General features: G+C 47.4%; 15 protein-coding genes. 5 read left to right on the forward strand and 10 right to left on the reverse strand.

The features are described from left to right. Positions 1-118: 118 nt before the first annotated feature. From H5647_RS20465 to H5647_RS20485, 5 genes are all read left to right on the forward strand, one after another. On the forward strand, positions 119-1,357 hold the full coding sequence (locus H5647_RS20465; RefSeq protein ID WP_408034010.1) for an FMN-binding glutamate synthase family protein: 1,239 nt from the start codon (positions 119-121) through the stop codon (positions 1,355-1,357). A gap of 53 nt (positions 1,358-1,410) precedes the next feature. Then, positions 1,411-4,083: an aconitate hydratase AcnA gene (gene acnA / locus H5647_RS20470; protein WP_045860843.1), complete on the forward strand. Its 2,673-nt coding sequence runs from the start codon at positions 1,411-1,413 to the stop codon at positions 4,081-4,083. Between the two features lie 14 nt (positions 4,084-4,097). Further along, a complete protein-coding gene (locus H5647_RS20475) occupies positions 4,098-5,465 on the forward strand; it encodes a class II fumarate hydratase (RefSeq protein ID WP_045860844.1) in 1,368 nt (455 codons plus the stop codon). A 70-nt stretch (positions 5,466-5,535) separates the two neighbouring features. Further along, positions 5,536-6,504 (forward strand): zinc transporter ZntB, encoded by a 969-nt coding sequence (locus H5647_RS20480; protein ID WP_045860845.1) that lies wholly within the window; start codon positions 5,536-5,538, stop codon positions 6,502-6,504. Between the two features lie 42 nt (positions 6,505-6,546). Then, a complete protein-coding gene (locus H5647_RS20485) occupies positions 6,547-7,422 on the forward strand; it encodes a mechanosensitive ion channel family protein (protein WP_045860846.1) in 876 nt (291 codons plus the stop codon). 278 nt (positions 7,423-7,700) lie between these two features. Here H5647_RS20485 and H5647_RS20490 read toward each other — a convergent pair whose 3' ends face one another. The 10 genes from H5647_RS20490 to H5647_RS20535 all read right to left on the reverse strand — a co-directional run bounded on the left by H5647_RS20490 (position 7,701) and on the right by H5647_RS20535 (position 16,842). Then, entirely contained in the window at positions 7,701-9,431 is a 1,731-nt protein-coding gene (locus H5647_RS20490) for a potassium channel family protein (RefSeq protein ID WP_082087134.1), read from the reverse strand. A 250-nt stretch (positions 9,432-9,681) separates the two neighbouring features. After that, complete coding sequence (locus tag H5647_RS20495; RefSeq protein ID WP_045860847.1) at positions 9,682-10,209, reverse strand: BON domain-containing protein; 528 nt, start codon at positions 10,207-10,209, stop codon at positions 9,682-9,684. A gap of 59 nt (positions 10,210-10,268) precedes the next feature. Next, complete coding sequence (locus H5647_RS20500; RefSeq protein ID WP_045860848.1) at positions 10,269-10,853, reverse strand: sigma-70 family RNA polymerase sigma factor; 585 nt, start codon at positions 10,851-10,853, stop codon at positions 10,269-10,271. Between the two features lie 45 nt (positions 10,854-10,898). Then, positions 10,899-11,729 (reverse strand): mechanosensitive ion channel family protein, encoded by an 831-nt coding sequence (locus H5647_RS20505; RefSeq protein ID WP_045860849.1) that lies wholly within the window; start codon positions 11,727-11,729, stop codon positions 10,899-10,901. A gap of 47 nt (positions 11,730-11,776) precedes the next feature. Further along, positions 11,777-12,049 (reverse strand): hypothetical protein, encoded by a 273-nt coding sequence (locus H5647_RS20510; protein ID WP_045860850.1) that lies wholly within the window; start codon positions 12,047-12,049, stop codon positions 11,777-11,779. An 87-nt stretch (positions 12,050-12,136) separates the two neighbouring features. Beyond that, complete coding sequence (locus tag H5647_RS20515; RefSeq protein ID WP_082087135.1) at positions 12,137-12,766, reverse strand: LEA type 2 family protein; 630 nt, start codon at positions 12,764-12,766, stop codon at positions 12,137-12,139. A gap of 91 nt (positions 12,767-12,857) precedes the next feature. Next, complete coding sequence (locus H5647_RS20520) at positions 12,858-13,706, reverse strand: universal stress protein (protein WP_045860852.1); 849 nt, start codon at positions 13,704-13,706, stop codon at positions 12,858-12,860. 60 nt (positions 13,707-13,766) lie between these two features. Next, entirely contained in the window at positions 13,767-15,110 is a 1,344-nt protein-coding gene (gene mgtE, locus H5647_RS20525; RefSeq protein WP_045860853.1) for a magnesium transporter, read from the reverse strand. Next, complete coding sequence (locus tag H5647_RS20530) at positions 15,107-15,955, reverse strand: magnesium transporter MgtE N-terminal domain-containing protein (RefSeq protein WP_045860854.1); 849 nt, start codon at positions 15,953-15,955, stop codon at positions 15,107-15,109. The genes mgtE and H5647_RS20530 overlap by 4 nt, the downstream gene beginning before the upstream one ends. Continuing rightward, positions 15,952-16,842, reverse strand: a complete 891-nt coding sequence (locus H5647_RS20535; RefSeq protein ID WP_045860855.1) for a mechanosensitive ion channel family protein — start codon at positions 16,840-16,842, stop codon at positions 15,952-15,954. The genes H5647_RS20530 and H5647_RS20535 overlap by 4 nt, the downstream gene beginning before the upstream one ends. Between the last annotated feature and the right edge of the window lie 182 nt (positions 16,843-17,024).

Consider the following 17,024-nt stretch of genomic DNA (forward strand, 5'->3'; position numbering starts at 1 on the left):
ATTACAAACCAAACAGGCCATCCGTCATAACTTTCCGGTTATCGGCCGCCTGCGTTATGTGTTTTAGCATTGGGGGATATTTTTCCGCCAGTATTTTTTTGCCAATGATCGTGAAGAAATGCCGTTCAACCGTGCCCAACGTAACTGGGTTTATCGTGCCGCAAAAAATCTCGATTCCACGACCGCCTTTGGCTCAAGTCGTAATCTGTCCATTCCGGGTACGGTGTTTTTTGCCAATGGGCTCTATCCCGTTCTGGAAAATGAAGCGATTGATACAACAGGGATTATTATTGGGCCCGACACACCTACCCCCTATTATTGTGAAAAATTTTTCCATATTTCTGCCATGAGTTATGGTGCCATCTCAGTGCCCGCCGTTAGAGCATTATCGCGTGGGGCAAAGATGGCTGGCATTTGGCTTAACACGGGTGAAGGTGGACTATCATCGTATCATCTGGAAGGTGGTTGCGATTTAGTGTTTCAAATCGGCACCGGTAAATTTGGTGTGCGTGATCATAACGGCGATTTTTCTGATTCAAAACTGAAAGAACTGGCAGACCATCCAACGATTAAAATGTTTGAAATCAAGCTCAGCCAAGGGGCAAAACCCGGCAAAGGCGGCATCTTACCCGCCATTAAAGTCACTGAAGAAATTGCCCGTATCAGAGGTATTGCGCCCGGAGAAGCCGCCATCAGTCCCAATCGTTTTCCCGAAATCGAGGGGCCTGATGATTTATTAACTATGATCGACCATGTACGAACAATTACCGGAAAGCCGACGGGCATTAAGTTATGCATAGGCAATCCTGTTGACATGGAGTTATTGTGCGAGGCGATTATCAAAAGAGGCCAGGCAAGTGCACCGGATTTTATAACTATAGATAGTGGTGATGGCGGCACCGGAGCAGCACCGATGAGCTTGATCGATAATGTGGGTATGTTGGTTTACGAAAGTTTGCCGCAAGTCGTCGACATCCTTATTCGGCAAGGTTTACGTGAACGCATCAAAGTCATTGCCAGCGGCAAGTTAATTAATCCTAGTGATGTCGCCTGGGCACTGTGTGCCGGAGCTGATTTTGTTAATAATGCGCGCGGCTTTATGTTTTCTCTGGGCTGTATTCAGGCGATGCAGTGCAATAAAAACACCTGCCCTACCGGCGTAACGACACACAATAAACGGCTTCAGGCAGGTTTAGACCCACTCGACAAGGCTCACCGTGTTAATCATTACGCCAACAACATGATAAAAGAAGTGACAACTATCGCTCATTCCTGCGGCGTTAAAGACCCACGACAACTAACGCGACAACACATACGTACTATTGCAGACAATGGGAAATCAATGGCTTTTGATTAAAAACATAGACCCTGTAATGCTTACAGCAATCCATACCCCCGAGGCAATTCACGATGACTCGTTCAAAAAACTCTTTTAATACCCTCAACACATTGCAGGTTAACAACACTACATTCAGTTACTACGCAATCAATGGTGGTGAGTTAGCAACCCTGTCAGCCATTAACCGGCTACCGGTTTGCACAAAAATCTTATTGGAAAACCTGCTTCGCCATGAAGATGGACAAACTTGCAGCCGGGAAGATATACAAGCGCTGGCAGCCAGCGCCGGTCGCGGCAGCGATCAGGAAATAGCCTATCACCCAGCGCGCGTTTTGATGCAAGATTTTACCGGGGTGCCAGCCGTTGTCGATCTGGCCGCTATGCGCCATGCGCTGCTTGAGCAAGGGATAGACCCACAGAAAATCAATCCACTATCAAAGGTAGATTTGGTCATCGACCATTCGGTGAATATCGACAAATTTGCCACCGCAGATGCTTTTGGCGAAAACGTTGACATCGAAATGCAGCGTAACAGTGAGCGTTACCAATTTTTGAAATGGGGACAAGGTGCGTTTAATAACTTCAGTGTGGTACCGCCAGGCACAGGAATTTGCCATCAGGTTAACCTGGAGTATCTGGCCAAAACGGTGTGGACTGAACAGGACGGCGACCAACTCATGGCCTACCCTGACACGCTGGTAGGTACCGATAGCCATACCACCATGATCAATGGGCTGGGTGTATTGGGCTGGGGGGTCGGTGGTATTGAGGCTGAAGCTGCCATGCTAGGACAGCCAATCCCCATGTTAATACCAGATGTCATTGGCTTTGAGCTGACCGGGCAACTAGCCGAGGGCATTACTGCCACCGATCTGGTACTGAGAATAGTGCAACTGCTGCGCGAACACGGGGTGGTGGGTAAGTTTGTTGAATTTTACGGCGCGGGGCTTGATCATTTGCCACTGGCCGAACGCGCGACCATTGCCAATATGGCGCCGGAATATGGCGCCACCTGCGGCTTGTTCCCCGTGGATAAGCAAACCCTGCATTATCTGCACTTAAGTGGCCGCGACGAGGACAGTATTGCGCTGGTCGAAGCCTATTGCAAAGCACAGGGCTTATGGCGCGATGAAGATAGCCCAACACTGAATTTTGCTGACACGCTACACTTGGATATGGCAACCGTCGAGGCGAACTTGGCCGGGCCGAAACGCCCTCAGGATCGTGTCACTGTGTCAGCACTGCACTCGGCGATGGATGGCTATATTGAACTGGAAGGCAAACTCGGCCAGCTCGACCAGGGTTTCCCGCTAGCGGACAGTGATCTGGAAATGCATCATGGTGATGTTGCCATTGCCGCGATCACCTCTTGCACCAATACCTCTAATCCCGCCGTCATGCTTGGCGCCGGGTTGTTGGCCAAAAAAGCGCTCGCCAAAGGTTTGCAGAGAAAACCCTGGGTTAAATCATCCTTAGCCCCCGGCTCAAAAGTCGTTACCGACTACCTGCTAAAAGCCGGTGTACAAGCATCGTTGGATGCGCTGGGATTTAACCTGGTGGGTTATGGCTGCACCACCTGCATCGGTAATTCAGGGCCATTATCCAAAGCGGTAGAGGATACGATACAGGCTAACGATCTGATCGTTTCATCCGTATTGTCGGGCAACCGAAATTTTGAAGGCCGGATTCACCCACTGGTCAAAGCAAACTGGCTAGCCTCACCGCCACTGGTTGTCGCCTATGCTTTGGCGGGCACCACCCGCATTGACTTAAGCCGCCAGCCGATCGGTAATGACAGGGACGGTCAACCGGTTTATCTTCGCGATATTTGGCCCAGTAATGCAGAGATAGCCGAGCTAATGCAATCCATCACCAGCGACATGTTTAAAAAACAGTACAGTGCGGTTTTTCAGGGTGACGCCGCCTGGCGAGCTATCGATAGTGGTAATGACGCGGCCTATACCTTTATGCCTAACTCCACTTATATCCGCCTGCCCCCCTTCTTTGAAGAACAATATCAAGGCAACCAAAGCAACATCCTAGGCGCACCCATGCTAGCGATGCTGGGCGACTCTATTACCACCGACCACATATCCCCCGCCGGAGCCATCCCGGCGGACAGCCCGGCTGCTCAGTATTTGATGGAGAACGGCGTGGCTAAACCTGACTTTAATTCCTACGGTTCCCGGCGTGGTAATCACGAAGTCATGATGCGTGGCACTTTTGGCAACATTCGTATTCGCAATGAAATGACCCCGAAACTGGAAGGCGGTTATACACGACTTTCCGGCAGTACCGATGCTCTGCCAATTTACGATGCAGCCATGCACTACCTATCCAAGGCAACGGCAACCGTCATCGTTGCCGGTAAGGAATACGGCACCGGTTCCAGCCGCGACTGGGCGGCTAAAGGTACATTACTGCTCGGAGTAAAGGCTGTTATTGTAGAAAGTTTTGAGCGTATTCACCGCTCTAATCTTGTCGGAATGGGTGTATTACCCTTGCAGTTTTTACCGGGTGACAATCGAAAAACGCTGGCACTCACCGGCGATGAACATATCGACATTCTCGGTCTGGATCAAGCACTGCAACCCAAGCAGCATCTGACTGCCTTGATTCATTATCCGTCCGGTGAACAGCGTCAAATCACGCTGCAATCGCGCATCGATACCGCTGTGGAAATAGAATACTACCGCGCGGGTGGAGTCCTCAGGTATGTCCTCAACCGAATTGTTAACAATTAACAGGAGCGAGTGTCATGGCCCAAAACACCCGGATTGAAAAAGACAGTTTGGGCGAAATCCCTGTTCCTGAACAGGCACTGTACGGTGCACAAACCCAACGAGCCATTAACAATTTCACCCTTAGTGGCATTCCCATGCCAAGGGATTTTATTCGCAGTCTGGGGTTGATCAAAGCAGCGGCGGCCAAAACCAATAATGAACTGGGCGAACTCGATACTGATATAGCCGAGGCCATCAGTGCTGCCGCGCTTGATATTACCGAGGGTAAGTATGCGGATCAATTCCCAGTGGACGTATTTCAAACCGGCTCCGGCACCAGCAGCAATATGAACATCAATGAAGTCATTGCTACATTGGCCAGCAAGGTACTAAAGCGCCAGGTACACCCCAACGACCACGTCAATTGCAGCCAAAGCAGTAACGACGTCATCCCCACCGCCATCCATATCAGCGCCAGCCTGGCTCTGCATCAGCAATTAATACCCGCGCTGCATCAGCTAACTAACGCCATTGCCAAACGTGAAAGTGAGCTGACAGGGCAGGTCAAAACGGGGCGCACTCATTTAATGGATGCTATGCCTTTGACCTTCACTCAGGAGTTATCAGCCTGGCGCGCACAACTGCAACTTGCAGAGCAACGCCTTAATGATACTCAGCAACGTCTTCGTCAACTGGCACAGGGCGGCACCGCTGTGGGTACCGGGATCAATGCACCTAAGAGTTTCTCTGAGGTATTTATAAAACATTTATCTGTACTCACCTCACTTCAATTTGAACCTGCCAATAATTTATTTGCCGCGATAAGTAGTCAGGACACAGCGGTAGAATTGTCCGGTCAGCTCAAAACCCTAGCGGTAACCTTGATGAAAATCGCTAACGATTTACGTTGGATGAATAGCGGCCCCTTGGCGGGTTTAGGTGAAATCAGTCTTAAGGCCCTACAACCCGGCAGCAGTATTATGCCGGGAAAAGTTAATCCAGTGATACCCGAAGCTGTTGCGATGGCGGCAGCACAAGTCATTGGCAATGACACAACGGTAACGATCGCCGGTCAATCGGGAAATTTTCAGCTCAATGTGATGTTACCGGTGATTGTCTTTAATCTGCTGCAAAGTATTCAGCTACTGGCAAACAGTTGTAGCTGCCTGGCAACAACAGCGATTGCAGACTTCGTGGTCAACGAAACAGCCACTGAAAAACATCTGGCACGCAACCCTGTGCTCATTACCGCACTAAATCGGGAAATAGGTTACAGTCAGGCCTCCGAAATTGCCAAGCGCGCTTATCACGACAATCGCTCCATATTAGAGGTCGCTATAGAAATGACCGACATTGATGAAGATCGGCTCCAGCAATTACTCGATCCGAAAAACCTAGTATAAAATCCGTGTAATAAGACTGTATTCAACCAAGTTTGCCCTCGGTGATTCGTACACAATAAGGAAAAAGACAATGCCTGACTCTGCACTTATTTTTGCAAAAGAACTAGATGGCAATGGTGGTGCTATCGAGCACACAGATCTCGAGAAAATCAGCCAATCTAATCACCCCTTGTGGTTTCATTTTGACGCCAATCATCCAGATTCCGAAAGCACTGTCCACCACACATTTCCAGATATTGACGAATACAGCGTGCGTGCCATTTTCGATCAAGACGCCAGGCCCCGTATGCTCGAGCTAGAAAATGGAGTGCTTATTATTTTGCGTGGTATCAACCACAATGAAGGTGGCCAAGCGGAGGATATGGTCGCCGTTCGGCTATGGATTACTGAGACTCGAATCATCAGCCTGCGCTATCGAAAATCCAAAGCCGTAATGGAAGTAGCTGATAGCTTCAATCAAAAACATGGGCCGAAAACCATCGGCGACACTTTCGCCGCTATCAGCTCAAGATTATTTAATTATATAGAAAACGGAATTGACAAGCTGGATGAAAAAATTGGTCTGCTGGAATCGCGGATACTGGACAAACCTGATCGTCAACTGCGCCACGACATTTCCGAGATTAGAAAATCAGCGATATTGTTACGTCGTTATATCGCACCACAAAAAGAGGCCATTAACCAACTACGCTATGCCGAAGTTGTCTGGCTAACCGGCAAGAACCTACGTCGCCTTCAGGAAGCTCAGGATATTCTAATGCGAGGCATCGAAGAACTGGATGCTATTAGGGAACGCTCACAAGTGGTCAAAGATGAGCTGGTAAACGCATTGTCTGACCAACTCAATCGCAACTTATATGTGCTATCGGTGATTACCGCTGTTTTTTTACCGCTGGGGTTTTTAACCGGTTTATTCGGCATTAATATCGGTGGTATGCCCGGCGTAGATAACAACATAGCTTTTTCATATTTTGTGGCTAGTTTAGTGACGGTCGTTATTATTCAAGTAATTTTATTTAAATTTTTTAAGTGGTTTTAAACACCCCGATCAGAAAACAGTTATGAATAAAAAAGGATACCTATGTCAGATGTTAAAGCACTCATTCTAGATATACTAAATACGACTCTATTTACATTGAGCGATACCTCCGTAACGGTTAGCAAATTATTGCTTCTTCCGCTCTTACTCTTATTGGGTTTTCTCACACTAAGATGGTTATCTCGTAAAATAGTCAAGCAATTGGAAGCCAGACATGTCAATGCCGATGTTATTCATTTGGTGAGAAGAATTCTCTTTGTTTTGACACTCATCATTCTGGTTATCACCACACTCGATATTTTCAATATACCCTTAACGGCATTTGCGTTTATATCAGGCGCGGTGGCTATTGGCGTAGGTTTTGGCGCGCAAAATATCATTAATAATTTTATTAGTGGTTGGATACTAATGTGGGAGCGGCCAATTAAGATAGGTGATTTCTTGGAGATTGGTGATACCGCCAAAGGTACAGTAGAGTCAATCAACACCCGCTCTACACGCATTCGCCGAGTCGATGGCGTTCATCTTTTAGTCCCCAACAGTCATCTATTGGAAAATGCCGTCGTCAACTGGACATTAATTGATCGACTATCTCGCACCTCAGTTAAAGTGGGTGTTGCCTATGGCTCACCGGTAAAAAAGGTCGCTGAATTAATCAGGCAGGCGATAGATGAAAATACTCAAATTCTACGCGAACCAGAACCGCTAGTTATCTTTGATGACTTTGGCGACAACGCATTGATGTTTGATAGCTCATTCTGGATGAATGCTAGCAGTGAAAGAGATTTACGGGTTATTCGTAGTGATATTCGATTTCGCATTGAAGAGCTTTTTCGTGAGCATGATATTGTTATTGCTTTTCCACAGAGGGATATCCATCTCGACGGAACAGTGAACATTAAGTCGTGCACTGAATAGCCCATTAATGGGTATTGAACGTTAACGCCGCGATGAGGAGCACTTCATCCAGATAATAACCCTGCTTACTCATACGCGTCCAACAATTCCGTTCCCCTAAAGTTGCACCTCTTTATAAAACAGGTAGTGTTTCTGTGCATCGTCACTGCGGGTAAAAACATTGCTTGAGGCTAAAACTCTATACCCTCGGATATCAAACTGATCATTGGATAGAGTGTGGAATTCAAAGATTTGAGCAATTTATTGCGGAATAAACTAACTACGAAGGTGCTGCAGGCCTATTCGGATTCAGAATTAAAGCGTCTGAGGAACTCAGCTTCACCTGCCGGGGTGCCAATTAACACAACCTCCCCGCCTTCTGGTAAAATAGAATCCGGTCCCGGATTAGTCATAGTCTTATCATCCAGATCGATACCAATCACACTGCAGTGGGTCATTTGTCGAAAGTTCGATTCAGCCAATGTTTTTCCTGCCAGCGTTTTCGGTACCTGAACTTTAAACACATCTAAGCCTTCAGCAATCATCAGCAAGTCACTGCGTTGCAGAAAATTAAAGAGTGCGTTTGCACCCATCGATGCATAGGACAGCGCAATATCACATCCCGCACGATGCAGTGCCGCCAGATTGCGCTCGAAAGTGGCTCGGCTAATAATCTGTATGTCGGGTCGCAGTAGTCGACAGAAAATGGTTAGGTAGATATTGGTTTCATCATCCCTGGGGGTAATGATGACGGTTTGTGCGTTTTTTATGCCCGCTTTTTCCAGTACCATCTTATCAGCGCCCGAACCAATAATAGTCTTGTCGCTGTCCATAACACGTTCTTCAATCAATTCAACGATGCGATAGTCCATACCACGTCGTTGCAGTGCTGCTGCGGTTGATCTGCCCACACGGCCTCCGCCGATAATGATGACAGGGTTTGGTTCAGTCGCTGCTTGCTCCGCTTGAAAACTGGCATTGAACTCCTTGAACTGATCCGCAGAGCCCGCTATAACCAGTAAGGTATCTTCTTCGATGATACTTTCAGGTTGCGCAATTTCAAATGTTCCTCGCGCCCAGTAGCCAATAATGCTGATGCTGGTTATCGTTTGGGCTTCCAGATACCCCTTTCCAACAAGGGTCGTACGCGTTGAATCAACCTCCGCAATCAGCAGGTCATCAATCCTGCCGATGATATGTGGAAACTTCGAACTACCCGCAATTCTGCGGCTCAGTGCCTCTGCCATTAGCTTTGTAAGTTCAAGCACCTGGCTGCACCCTGCCAGTTTCAGTACCTCTACAGCCGCCTCTTCTCTTGCGGTCGCTATCACCGGTGTTGAATCCGTCACCCCGCGTATCGTAAAAACGACAGAAGTATTCACGATATCGTCGCGTGTTGTTGCTACCATCGCCGCTTCTTCAACACGGGCCTGAACCCATGTGTCAGGGTCATTTAACTCACCGAACATCGCATTGATGCCATCGTCAATCAGATTAATCACCTGGTCGAGTTCTTGAAGGACAACAATATAGGAGTAATTGAAATGCTCTAGTTTATCTATTAGCGCACGTGCTACCGGGCTGTAGAACGTTAGAATCACATGATCGCTCATCTGTGCTGAAACACTTCGATGAATCTGATTGGCTGCGCGGGCTTTCATCCAAGGCTCATAAAACATTTCGATAAAAGTAAAAGGCAAAATAATCAGCAGAAAGATCATGCCTGATAGCAGTACGATGATAGAAAACACTCGACCAATGTCACTCACAAAACTGATGTCACCGTAGCCTAGCGTAGACATCGTTGACAGCGTCCAGTAAAGACCGGAGATCATTGAATGCTGCTGCCCCTCATAGGCCATCAGCAACTGGAAAATAACAGCGTATCCAGAGATTAAGCCCGTCAGAATTAATATAAAACGCAAAAATTGTTTCACATCACGCCGCCTGATCAGCTTCTTCAAACGAGATGACAGCAACTCACATTTGACACTAATCCAAGTGTTTACTGAATGTTTATTTTCTGACATTACATTTCCACACGGAGGAGAATAGCTTAATTATCAGCACTACTGACATCCATTTTTACCGTTTGACTTTTTAATCGGGTAGGACACCAGGCATTATTCTCATCGACGTTTTCCTGGCAACGAAAATGCATTGCCTAAAAAACTACGTCTTGGTAAAAAATCAGTAATACTAATAAATAGGGTGTTTGAACTAATGATTCATACATGATAGCTGACTACTTAAAGTAAATTTCTGATACTTTTTTGATGTCTATTTTTGCTGCCTGAGTTTGATTTCTATAGTCGAAGCAACGGATATTACACCCTCTGTATTGTAAGCGAGAACAATAGCACGGCCGATAAATCCTGGTGGAAGACGACCCCCTGATAATGATACTTTGCCATTACGGGATTGCACTTTGATAACACTTCTGGCCAACACTGGATCATTAGCATAGCCTTGTACTATTTTTACGCGAATACTCTCATCACTTATAGCGGCTTCGACAGCCTTACTCGCTTTTTTCTTCGTCCGTATAACACGACCATTGCGGGTCATTTCGTCTTCGACAAAAATAGGCGATAAATCTAGCATTAACGCAGTCGCAGCGGATAGATTAACACTATCATTAGCGTCTTTTTTGTGTGCCGGCTCTACTGCAGTTGCATCACCACTATTCTCATAGCCGCTATACAAATTATATTTTATGGCGATAAATACGGTTAATCCAATACCAACAACAGCGCCCAATAAAAAAGTGTAAGCCAAGGATTTAAATGATGTCCGATTATTCTCCATGGATATAATCTCCTCACTTTGGTTCATTGACTGACCAATCGTGTTTGTCTGTTTAGCACTCAAAGTTGTTCTTTCAATTTTTCCAATGCGCGATAAAAACGCATTTTAGTAGCGCTAAGCCCCAACTCCATCAGGGTGGCGATCTCTGCCAAAGATAGCTCGCTAACAAAACGTAAACTGAGAATATGTTGTTCTTCCTCACTTAAACAATCAACCATAACATCGAAGCTATCCCTCCATAATGACTCCGGTGACTCATCCTGTTGATCGTTATGGTTATCATCGCTCTGCTCTGTAAACGCAGAATAGAACGCCCGATCCCGCTTCAGTTTTTGATGGCGACTAAAGCAGGTATTATGAATAATTTTTGTCAGCCAGGTTTTAAACGCTGAGCGCTCTTGAAAACGCGGCAAGCCATTGAACACTTTAAGCAAGATAACTTGACTGGCTTCTTCAGCTTCACCGCTATCACGCAATATGCCAAAGCAGGTGCGGTAGATGAGAGGGTAATAGCGTTTGATCAACAGTTCATAGGACCGAGTCACATAAGGCAACTCTTTAATAGCCTGCGCGACCAACTCGGTATCGCCACAGTCAGCCGAAGGCGTGTTACTCGTCACCATGGGTTCCTGAGCCAACAGCATAATATCGCATCCTTAAATGGCCGCGATGAATAAATGAATAGGCGTTCAGCGCTTCACGCTGACTTTGGCATTGATAATGATCGTATTAGCGACCGAGACCAGGTCGCCGTCTTGTTGTTTGATCTGGGTTTTAACCGTACCAATACTTTCCAACGTACCGCGAATATCGTCCAGTTGTATTTGATCCCCGGCGCGGTATAAGTCACGCGCATACACGCCAGCGAGAATATTGGCAGAAAGATCGCGACTACCCAAGCCAAGAGACAATGCAGCGGCAATGCCAATAGCGGCAATAAAAATCGAAATAACTGTATCCAATAAGCCTGTATCAATCTCCAACCGGCCAATCGACAGCGACACAATCACCACAAATAATAAACCATAAACCGCTGATGCCAGAGGTTTCGCATACTCTACACCGATGCCTTCGGCACCGGTACGAATCAAATCGCGAACAAAGTGTGCCACGAACAAACCTATAATAAGAATAAGGGCTGCCGCGATGACCTTGGGCAAGTACATGACAAATTCATCAATGGTTTCCGATACTCTGGGCAAACCCAAGGCCTCAGTAGCCGTCACCAGGAATGTCAGCATAATGATCCAGAACGCGATTTTGCCGATGATTTCAGCAGCATCGAGCGTGATATTGGCACGCGCCATCGTCGCCGCTACACCCACCTTCTTGCTGAGTTCATTAAACCCTGCTTTATTGAGTCCTTTGGCTAACACAAATCCAACAAATCTAGCGACAAAGTAACCTATTACGAGTAATAAAATAGCCCCCAGCAAATTAGGTAAAAAACCGGCAAGCTTACCCCAAAGAGTAGTCATTACAGTGAGAATCGTTTCGCTCCAGACATTGACTTTTTCCATGATGTACTCCTCAAAATATTGTAAGATTATTTAGGCAAAAAAGGTTTTTAATCGCTATTAGCTCTAAATTTTTTAGTGTTTTCAGTCGATGTGAAACGTCTTCCTTTTCTTGCCGCTGAGGCGGCTACTATCGGCGCGCAAAAAGCCAATAAGAAGGCAAAGAAAGACGAAATAGCGAGCGTTAATAAATCACGGGCGCCGGTCTGTACACTGGCTTGCCGAACAGTTATTTCGAGGAGTCCTTCCAGGGCTGGTGGTTCTGGAATTTCAATTCCCAATCTATCGCGCAACTGCTTTTCTTCGTCTGAAAGGTCGTTCATAGCGTATCCTCTGTTTCGATCATAGACTCAGCGATAAGCAGCAAAGTCACAATTTTATTCACCACTCTACTCCAATGCATTTTGCCGCTATTCACTGCCCTCAACAGACTGGGCCAATCGTGGTAAAAGCAATGGTCCGGCATGGTGGAAAAGCAACGGCGTATTTTCACCCTGGAGTTTCACGCTACCACTGATTTCATAAGACGATGATGTTGTACGGCTTAAGGCAGTAAGAATATCAGACAGATGTTGATCATACGCCAGGGATACCGGAACTCGAACTGAGCGTTCGCTGTTCGCAGAAAAGTGTTCTTGCTGCTGAATACGACCGTATTTGATGTGAGTTTGATTCAAAGTAAGGCCGTAGAGAATCGTTTCAACAACCATATCGACTGAATTAGGATTGCGAACCTCTAAGTCTATAACGATATGCACCACATCCAGATTGAAGGAAACCAGTGCTATATCTCGCAACTGAATCATCGGCGGTTTTAGCTGTGTGGTTTCAGCAACCAACGGCGCTTGCCACAGTAGCGAGAGAAGTACCGATATAATAACGAACAATCTGCAGCGCAGTTTCATTGATGCACTGCCTGTTATTACTGCTATTTTCTTAGCACTTGGTTTTTTTACTGCCCTGTAGGATATCAACACCGGCGAGATGCCCCGCGTAGATAACGGTATGGCGTACTCAGTCTTGTTAATAGGCCTTCTCATTGCCGTTTTGTCCAGAGCTTTCTATTTAGATTGTTTACGTCGTTTTCAAATCAATTCTTATTTTGGCCTTGTAAACTTCCCACGCTGCCGATTATGTTTTGATGAGCAGCATGTCACAAGGTGGCGACTCTAACAACGCGCTGGTTGTACTGCCGACCCAAAAATGTCCCAAGCGCGTCCTCGCCACCAAGCCGATAACGAGCAAATCACTGTGGTTCGCTTTTATATATTCCGGGAGTACATTTTCAGGATTACCCTGTAGTAGCGTGGTTTGCGATGCTTTCACCGCCGATTCTTTGGCAAAATCATCCAGTCCTTCACGGTGTATTCCCAAAATAGCCGTTTTATGCTCCAAAAAAACTCCCGGTACAAAACAACAATGAATCAATTGCCAATTGGCATCCAGTCTACCGCCCCACTTTTTAGCCCATTTAACAATCGATGTATCCAGTGTTTTCGGACGTGCGTTTTCATGCAGCGGATCAACCGCAGCCACCACTTTGAAGGGGGTATGCCATGACGTTGTTGTCAGCAGCAATACCGAACAAGGAAGCTGGCCAAGCTGCTGGAAAATCGAATGCCTTTTACCCGGTGGTTGATTGTCGATAATCAGCAGATTCTTTTCTTGAGCGTTCAGGCATTTATCTAGCGAGATCAAATAGTCCGCATCGATAACATCAACTACTCTGTGCTTGATATTATTATCGCCCAATGAACGCTGCACATAGCTGGTTAATTGGTTTTGTTGAGTTCTACTGTGCTCTAATAGCTGGGTGTTTTGCGGCCACTCTGGCAGATACCAGCGTTCAAAACTGCGTATTCGTTTATCCACGATAATATCTATCGATACAGCAAAAATAGTCGCTATCTCGATAACCTTTTGTAGTGTTATATCAGAGACGGTAAAACGCGCATCAATAAACCAAATAACTTTATTCATAGGTTTTTCTCCCCGCTACACTATCCACACTTTTTGATAAAGTGCTACCGGCGCTCCGGCTCATACCAGCATGCTGGACAGTGCTGTAGCGATACCCAAAAAAGACATAAATCCGGCGATATCCGTCACCGTTGTCAGAATGATTGAGGACGACTGCGCTGGGTCTTGCCCCAGTTTTTTGAGGCAAATAGGTACCAATGCACCAGCCATTCCGGCAATCGTCATAGAGATCACCATGGATACGGCTATCACTAACGCAAGACCTAGACTCTTACTCCAAAAATAAACGCCCACAGCGCATGTCAGCGCAATCGCGATACCATTGATCAAGCCGGCACTGGCTTCTTTAAACAGCACATTAAACCAATGGCGAGTAGTAATCTCACGCAGAGTCAATCCCCGCATAGTAACAGCGAGCGCCTGCGCGCCGGTGTTACCCGACTGCCCAGCAACGACCGGCATCAATACGGCAAGTGCAGTAAACTGTGCGATCGTGCCTTCAAACAAGCCCACAACGGAGGCCGCCAAAAAACCCGTTAATAAGTTTATTTGCAGCCAGGGTTGGCGCTTGCGCACGGCGAACAAGCTGCTCGATAAGGCCCGTTCGTCGGCGCTGGCACCCACCATAGTTTGCAGATCAGCCGCAATATTCTCTTTTAATACTTCAATCGCGTTAGCGCCGCGGATAATACCGAGTAAACGGTGGTGGATGTCGACAACCGGCAGGATGTCGATGGCGTTTTTCTGTAGTTTTTCAGCGACCTCCTCTTTGGGATCTAGCGCAGTCACGAATACGGTAATCGAACGACTCAGCTCTGCCAACGTTTCTGTTGGCTGCGCTGCTACCAAGTCGATCAGGTCAACCTGCCCGTGCAAGCGCCTGTCGTTATCCAACGTATACAGTCGACGGCGCATAATGGCGGGGTGCTGTGTCAGCTGCACCATGGCTTCTTCTACGGTAATCGTCATGCTAAACGTCAGCACGCCAGTATCCATCATATGGCCGGCGCAGTTGGATGGATAATCCAGTAACTCGCGCAGTTCATGAGCCTGTGATTCAGCCATTAAGCCCAGATAGCGCTCGCGCTGGCTCTCATCAAAGCGACTGATCAAGCTCGCACAAGGGCCTGCATCCAGGGCCCTTAGCAACTCAAGAGCGACTGGGTCCGGTGTCAGTGGCAAGATATGACTTGCTGCCGGTGGTGTGATGTCTGCCCAGACACGCTGGCGCAGCGCTGAAGGTTGTGACGCGAGAATGTGCGCTGCGTCCTCCGGTGTTAAGGATTCCAGTTTGCGTGCGGCATCGCGTGGGTAACCGCGAAAAAATGCCTGTGTCAGTGCCTCTGCGGACGTTGACACAGCAGCCTCTGCTTGCTCGGGTAATACCGCTGTATCGACTGTCATGAGGATTCACCCATTAATGAGCCAGACTGCGGCTTATTCAGCAGTCCCAGTAATGCAATCAAAGTGCCCTTATAAGCCTCACCCATTTCGCCCAATAAATCATCTTGAGATACCGCGCGGGATGTTTCACCGAACTGCTCCAGGCTGCGCCGTAAATCGGCATGGCGTAATAAACCCACTAACTGTTTGTCACGGTTAAGTACCGGTAAGGTGTCATAGCACTGCCAGCCCTCATGACGGGCAGCCGCCGCCAAACTGGTTCTACTCGACAAGACTGGAGGCCCATCCTTACTCAGTTGAGAAACCGGAGACTCTCCCTTTGCACGTAACAAATCCCTTAGATAGACCTGGCCTATCGGGTGATTTTCATTATCGACAAGCAGCAGCGCATCGCCCAGTAGTGAACTGTCCTCGACCGTGAAACGCTGTAGTGCTTCAGCCACCCGACAATTAGGCGGTAACATGATGATATCCGCATGCATCCAGGCACCTACCGAATCATCAGAATAACTCAGCAATAGGCGGCACAGTATCGCGTTTTTTTCGGGCAGAGCCTTAAGCAAATCGTTGCGCACGGGTTTGCTTATGTATCTCAATATAGCCGCAGTTCGGTTGGCATTAATAACGCAGAGCAGTGCCGCCGCCATATCTAACGGCCAGTGAGTACACAGTCTGGCAACATAGGACGGCAACATAGTGGCGATCAGTTGGCGACCCTGAGTTAATGGCAACGCCAAAATAAATTCGGCCGCATTGCTCTGTGGTTGCAACTCCAGTTGACGTGCGGCGTCATCGGGGTGCTGTTGAATAAACGTTAACACAACATCCAGTTCACGAGGGCTCATGCTGACCCTCCTTCTTTTTTGAATAGACCGCCCATAAAGGAACTGCCTTCTTCGGGGGTGTCAGCAATAATCTCAGTGATCTGCTCATGACATAGTTTGGCAGGTACTACTGCCCTACCCTTTTTTGTATCCAGGATCATCAGGGTGGGCGTAATCTCTAATAAATAACCCTCACTATCGCCAAACTTAACCAACTGCCCCAGCTGATAGTGCTTACGCGCTGTCTGTACGCCAATCACATTGGCAACAAAGTGCCTCGCACCCAGTGCAAAAGCCAGCGCCGCACCACCCAATAATACGCCAGCAACAACAATCAAGGTGGTGGTGAGAAAAGCAACATTAATACCCAGCTGCTCGACACCAATGGCCATCGCCGTCAACACAACCGTTACCTGAGCGATTCGAGCCAGTAAATCAGCCTGAGCGATGCCAGTAGATTCAGCGGTGCTGGCTACTGCTGAGCGCGCAACCCCACTTAAGGCAAAGCCGGCCAGAATAATCAACAAACCTGTCAGCACATTGGGCAGATAAGTCAATAGCGCAGTGGTCACACCAGAGAACACTTTCCAACCCAGCAGGTTGGCGCTGGCGGCGACAAAAAACAGCAACACGCTCCAGAATACAATATCGCTACCCAGTCGTGCATAGGACCGAACCGATGACGTTTGCGAGCCGCGTTTTTGCGCGGTGCGCAGCAACAACAACTCAAACCCTCGAATCAGCTTGCGCGCTAATAGGCGCAGCAGCCAAGCGATAATCCAGCCGGCCAGTAGCAACGCCAACGCGCCCAGCAATTGCGGTATATGATCAATCATTTGCCGGGTGAATTCCTGGTAGGTTTCGGCCAGCGCCCCCTGCCAATCGAAAGCCTGTTTAGTCTCTGCCATGGCAGACTCCTTATTTTTTACATTAACGTTTAGCCGCTATTGCTGTGTTTGACTGATAGGCTGTCATCAAAGTCACATTAGCTGTATTTTTTGTATTCTAATAGAGCTATGCAAAAACAAAGCACCTTTATTGATAGCCTTTATTTGATGTGACTTTTTGTCGTTTAATACAGTCTATAGCA

The organism is Teredinibacter purpureus, from assembly GCF_014217335.1.
Taxonomy (GTDB): Bacteria; Pseudomonadota; Gammaproteobacteria; order Pseudomonadales; family Cellvibrionaceae; genus Teredinibacter; species Teredinibacter purpureus.

What these genes read in the sequence shown, in the direction of transcription:
- H5647_RS20465 (WP_408034010.1), top strand. Translation starts at nt 119, where the DNA reads ATGCCGTTCAACCGTGCCCAACGTAACTGGGTTTATCGTGCCGCAAAA.
- acnA (WP_045860843.1), top strand. Translation starts at nt 1,411, where the DNA reads ATGACTCGTTCAAAAAACTCTTTTAATACCCTCAACACATTGCAGGTT.
- H5647_RS20475 (WP_045860844.1), top strand. Translation starts at nt 4,098, where the DNA reads ATGGCCCAAAACACCCGGATTGAAAAAGACAGTTTGGGCGAAATCCCT.
- H5647_RS20480 (WP_045860845.1), top strand. Translation starts at nt 5,536, where the DNA reads ATGCCTGACTCTGCACTTATTTTTGCAAAAGAACTAGATGGCAATGGT.
- H5647_RS20485 (WP_045860846.1), top strand. Translation starts at nt 6,547, where the DNA reads ATGTCAGATGTTAAAGCACTCATTCTAGATATACTAAATACGACTCTA.
- H5647_RS20490 (WP_082087134.1), bottom strand. Translation starts at nt 9,431, where the DNA reads ATGTCAGAAAATAAACATTCAGTAAACACTTGGATTAGTGTCAAATGT.
- H5647_RS20495 (WP_045860847.1), bottom strand. Translation starts at nt 10,209, where the DNA reads ATGGAGAATAATCGGACATCATTTAAATCCTTGGCTTACACTTTTTTA.
- H5647_RS20500 (WP_045860848.1), bottom strand. Translation starts at nt 10,853, where the DNA reads ATGCTGTTGGCTCAGGAACCCATGGTGACGAGTAACACGCCTTCGGCT.
- H5647_RS20505 (WP_045860849.1), bottom strand. Translation starts at nt 11,729, where the DNA reads ATGGAAAAAGTCAATGTCTGGAGCGAAACGATTCTCACTGTAATGACT.
- H5647_RS20510 (WP_045860850.1), bottom strand. Translation starts at nt 12,049, where the DNA reads ATGAACGACCTTTCAGACGAAGAAAAGCAGTTGCGCGATAGATTGGGA.
- H5647_RS20515 (WP_082087135.1), bottom strand. Translation starts at nt 12,766, where the DNA reads ATGAGAAGGCCTATTAACAAGACTGAGTACGCCATACCGTTATCTACG.
- H5647_RS20520 (WP_045860852.1), bottom strand. Translation starts at nt 13,706, where the DNA reads ATGAATAAAGTTATTTGGTTTATTGATGCGCGTTTTACCGTCTCTGAT.
- mgtE (WP_045860853.1), bottom strand. Translation starts at nt 15,110, where the DNA reads ATGACAGTCGATACAGCGGTATTACCCGAGCAAGCAGAGGCTGCTGTG.
- H5647_RS20530 (WP_045860854.1), bottom strand. Translation starts at nt 15,955, where the DNA reads ATGAGCCCTCGTGAACTGGATGTTGTGTTAACGTTTATTCAACAGCAC.
- H5647_RS20535 (WP_045860855.1), bottom strand. Translation starts at nt 16,842, where the DNA reads ATGGCAGAGACTAAACAGGCTTTCGATTGGCAGGGGGCGCTGGCCGAA.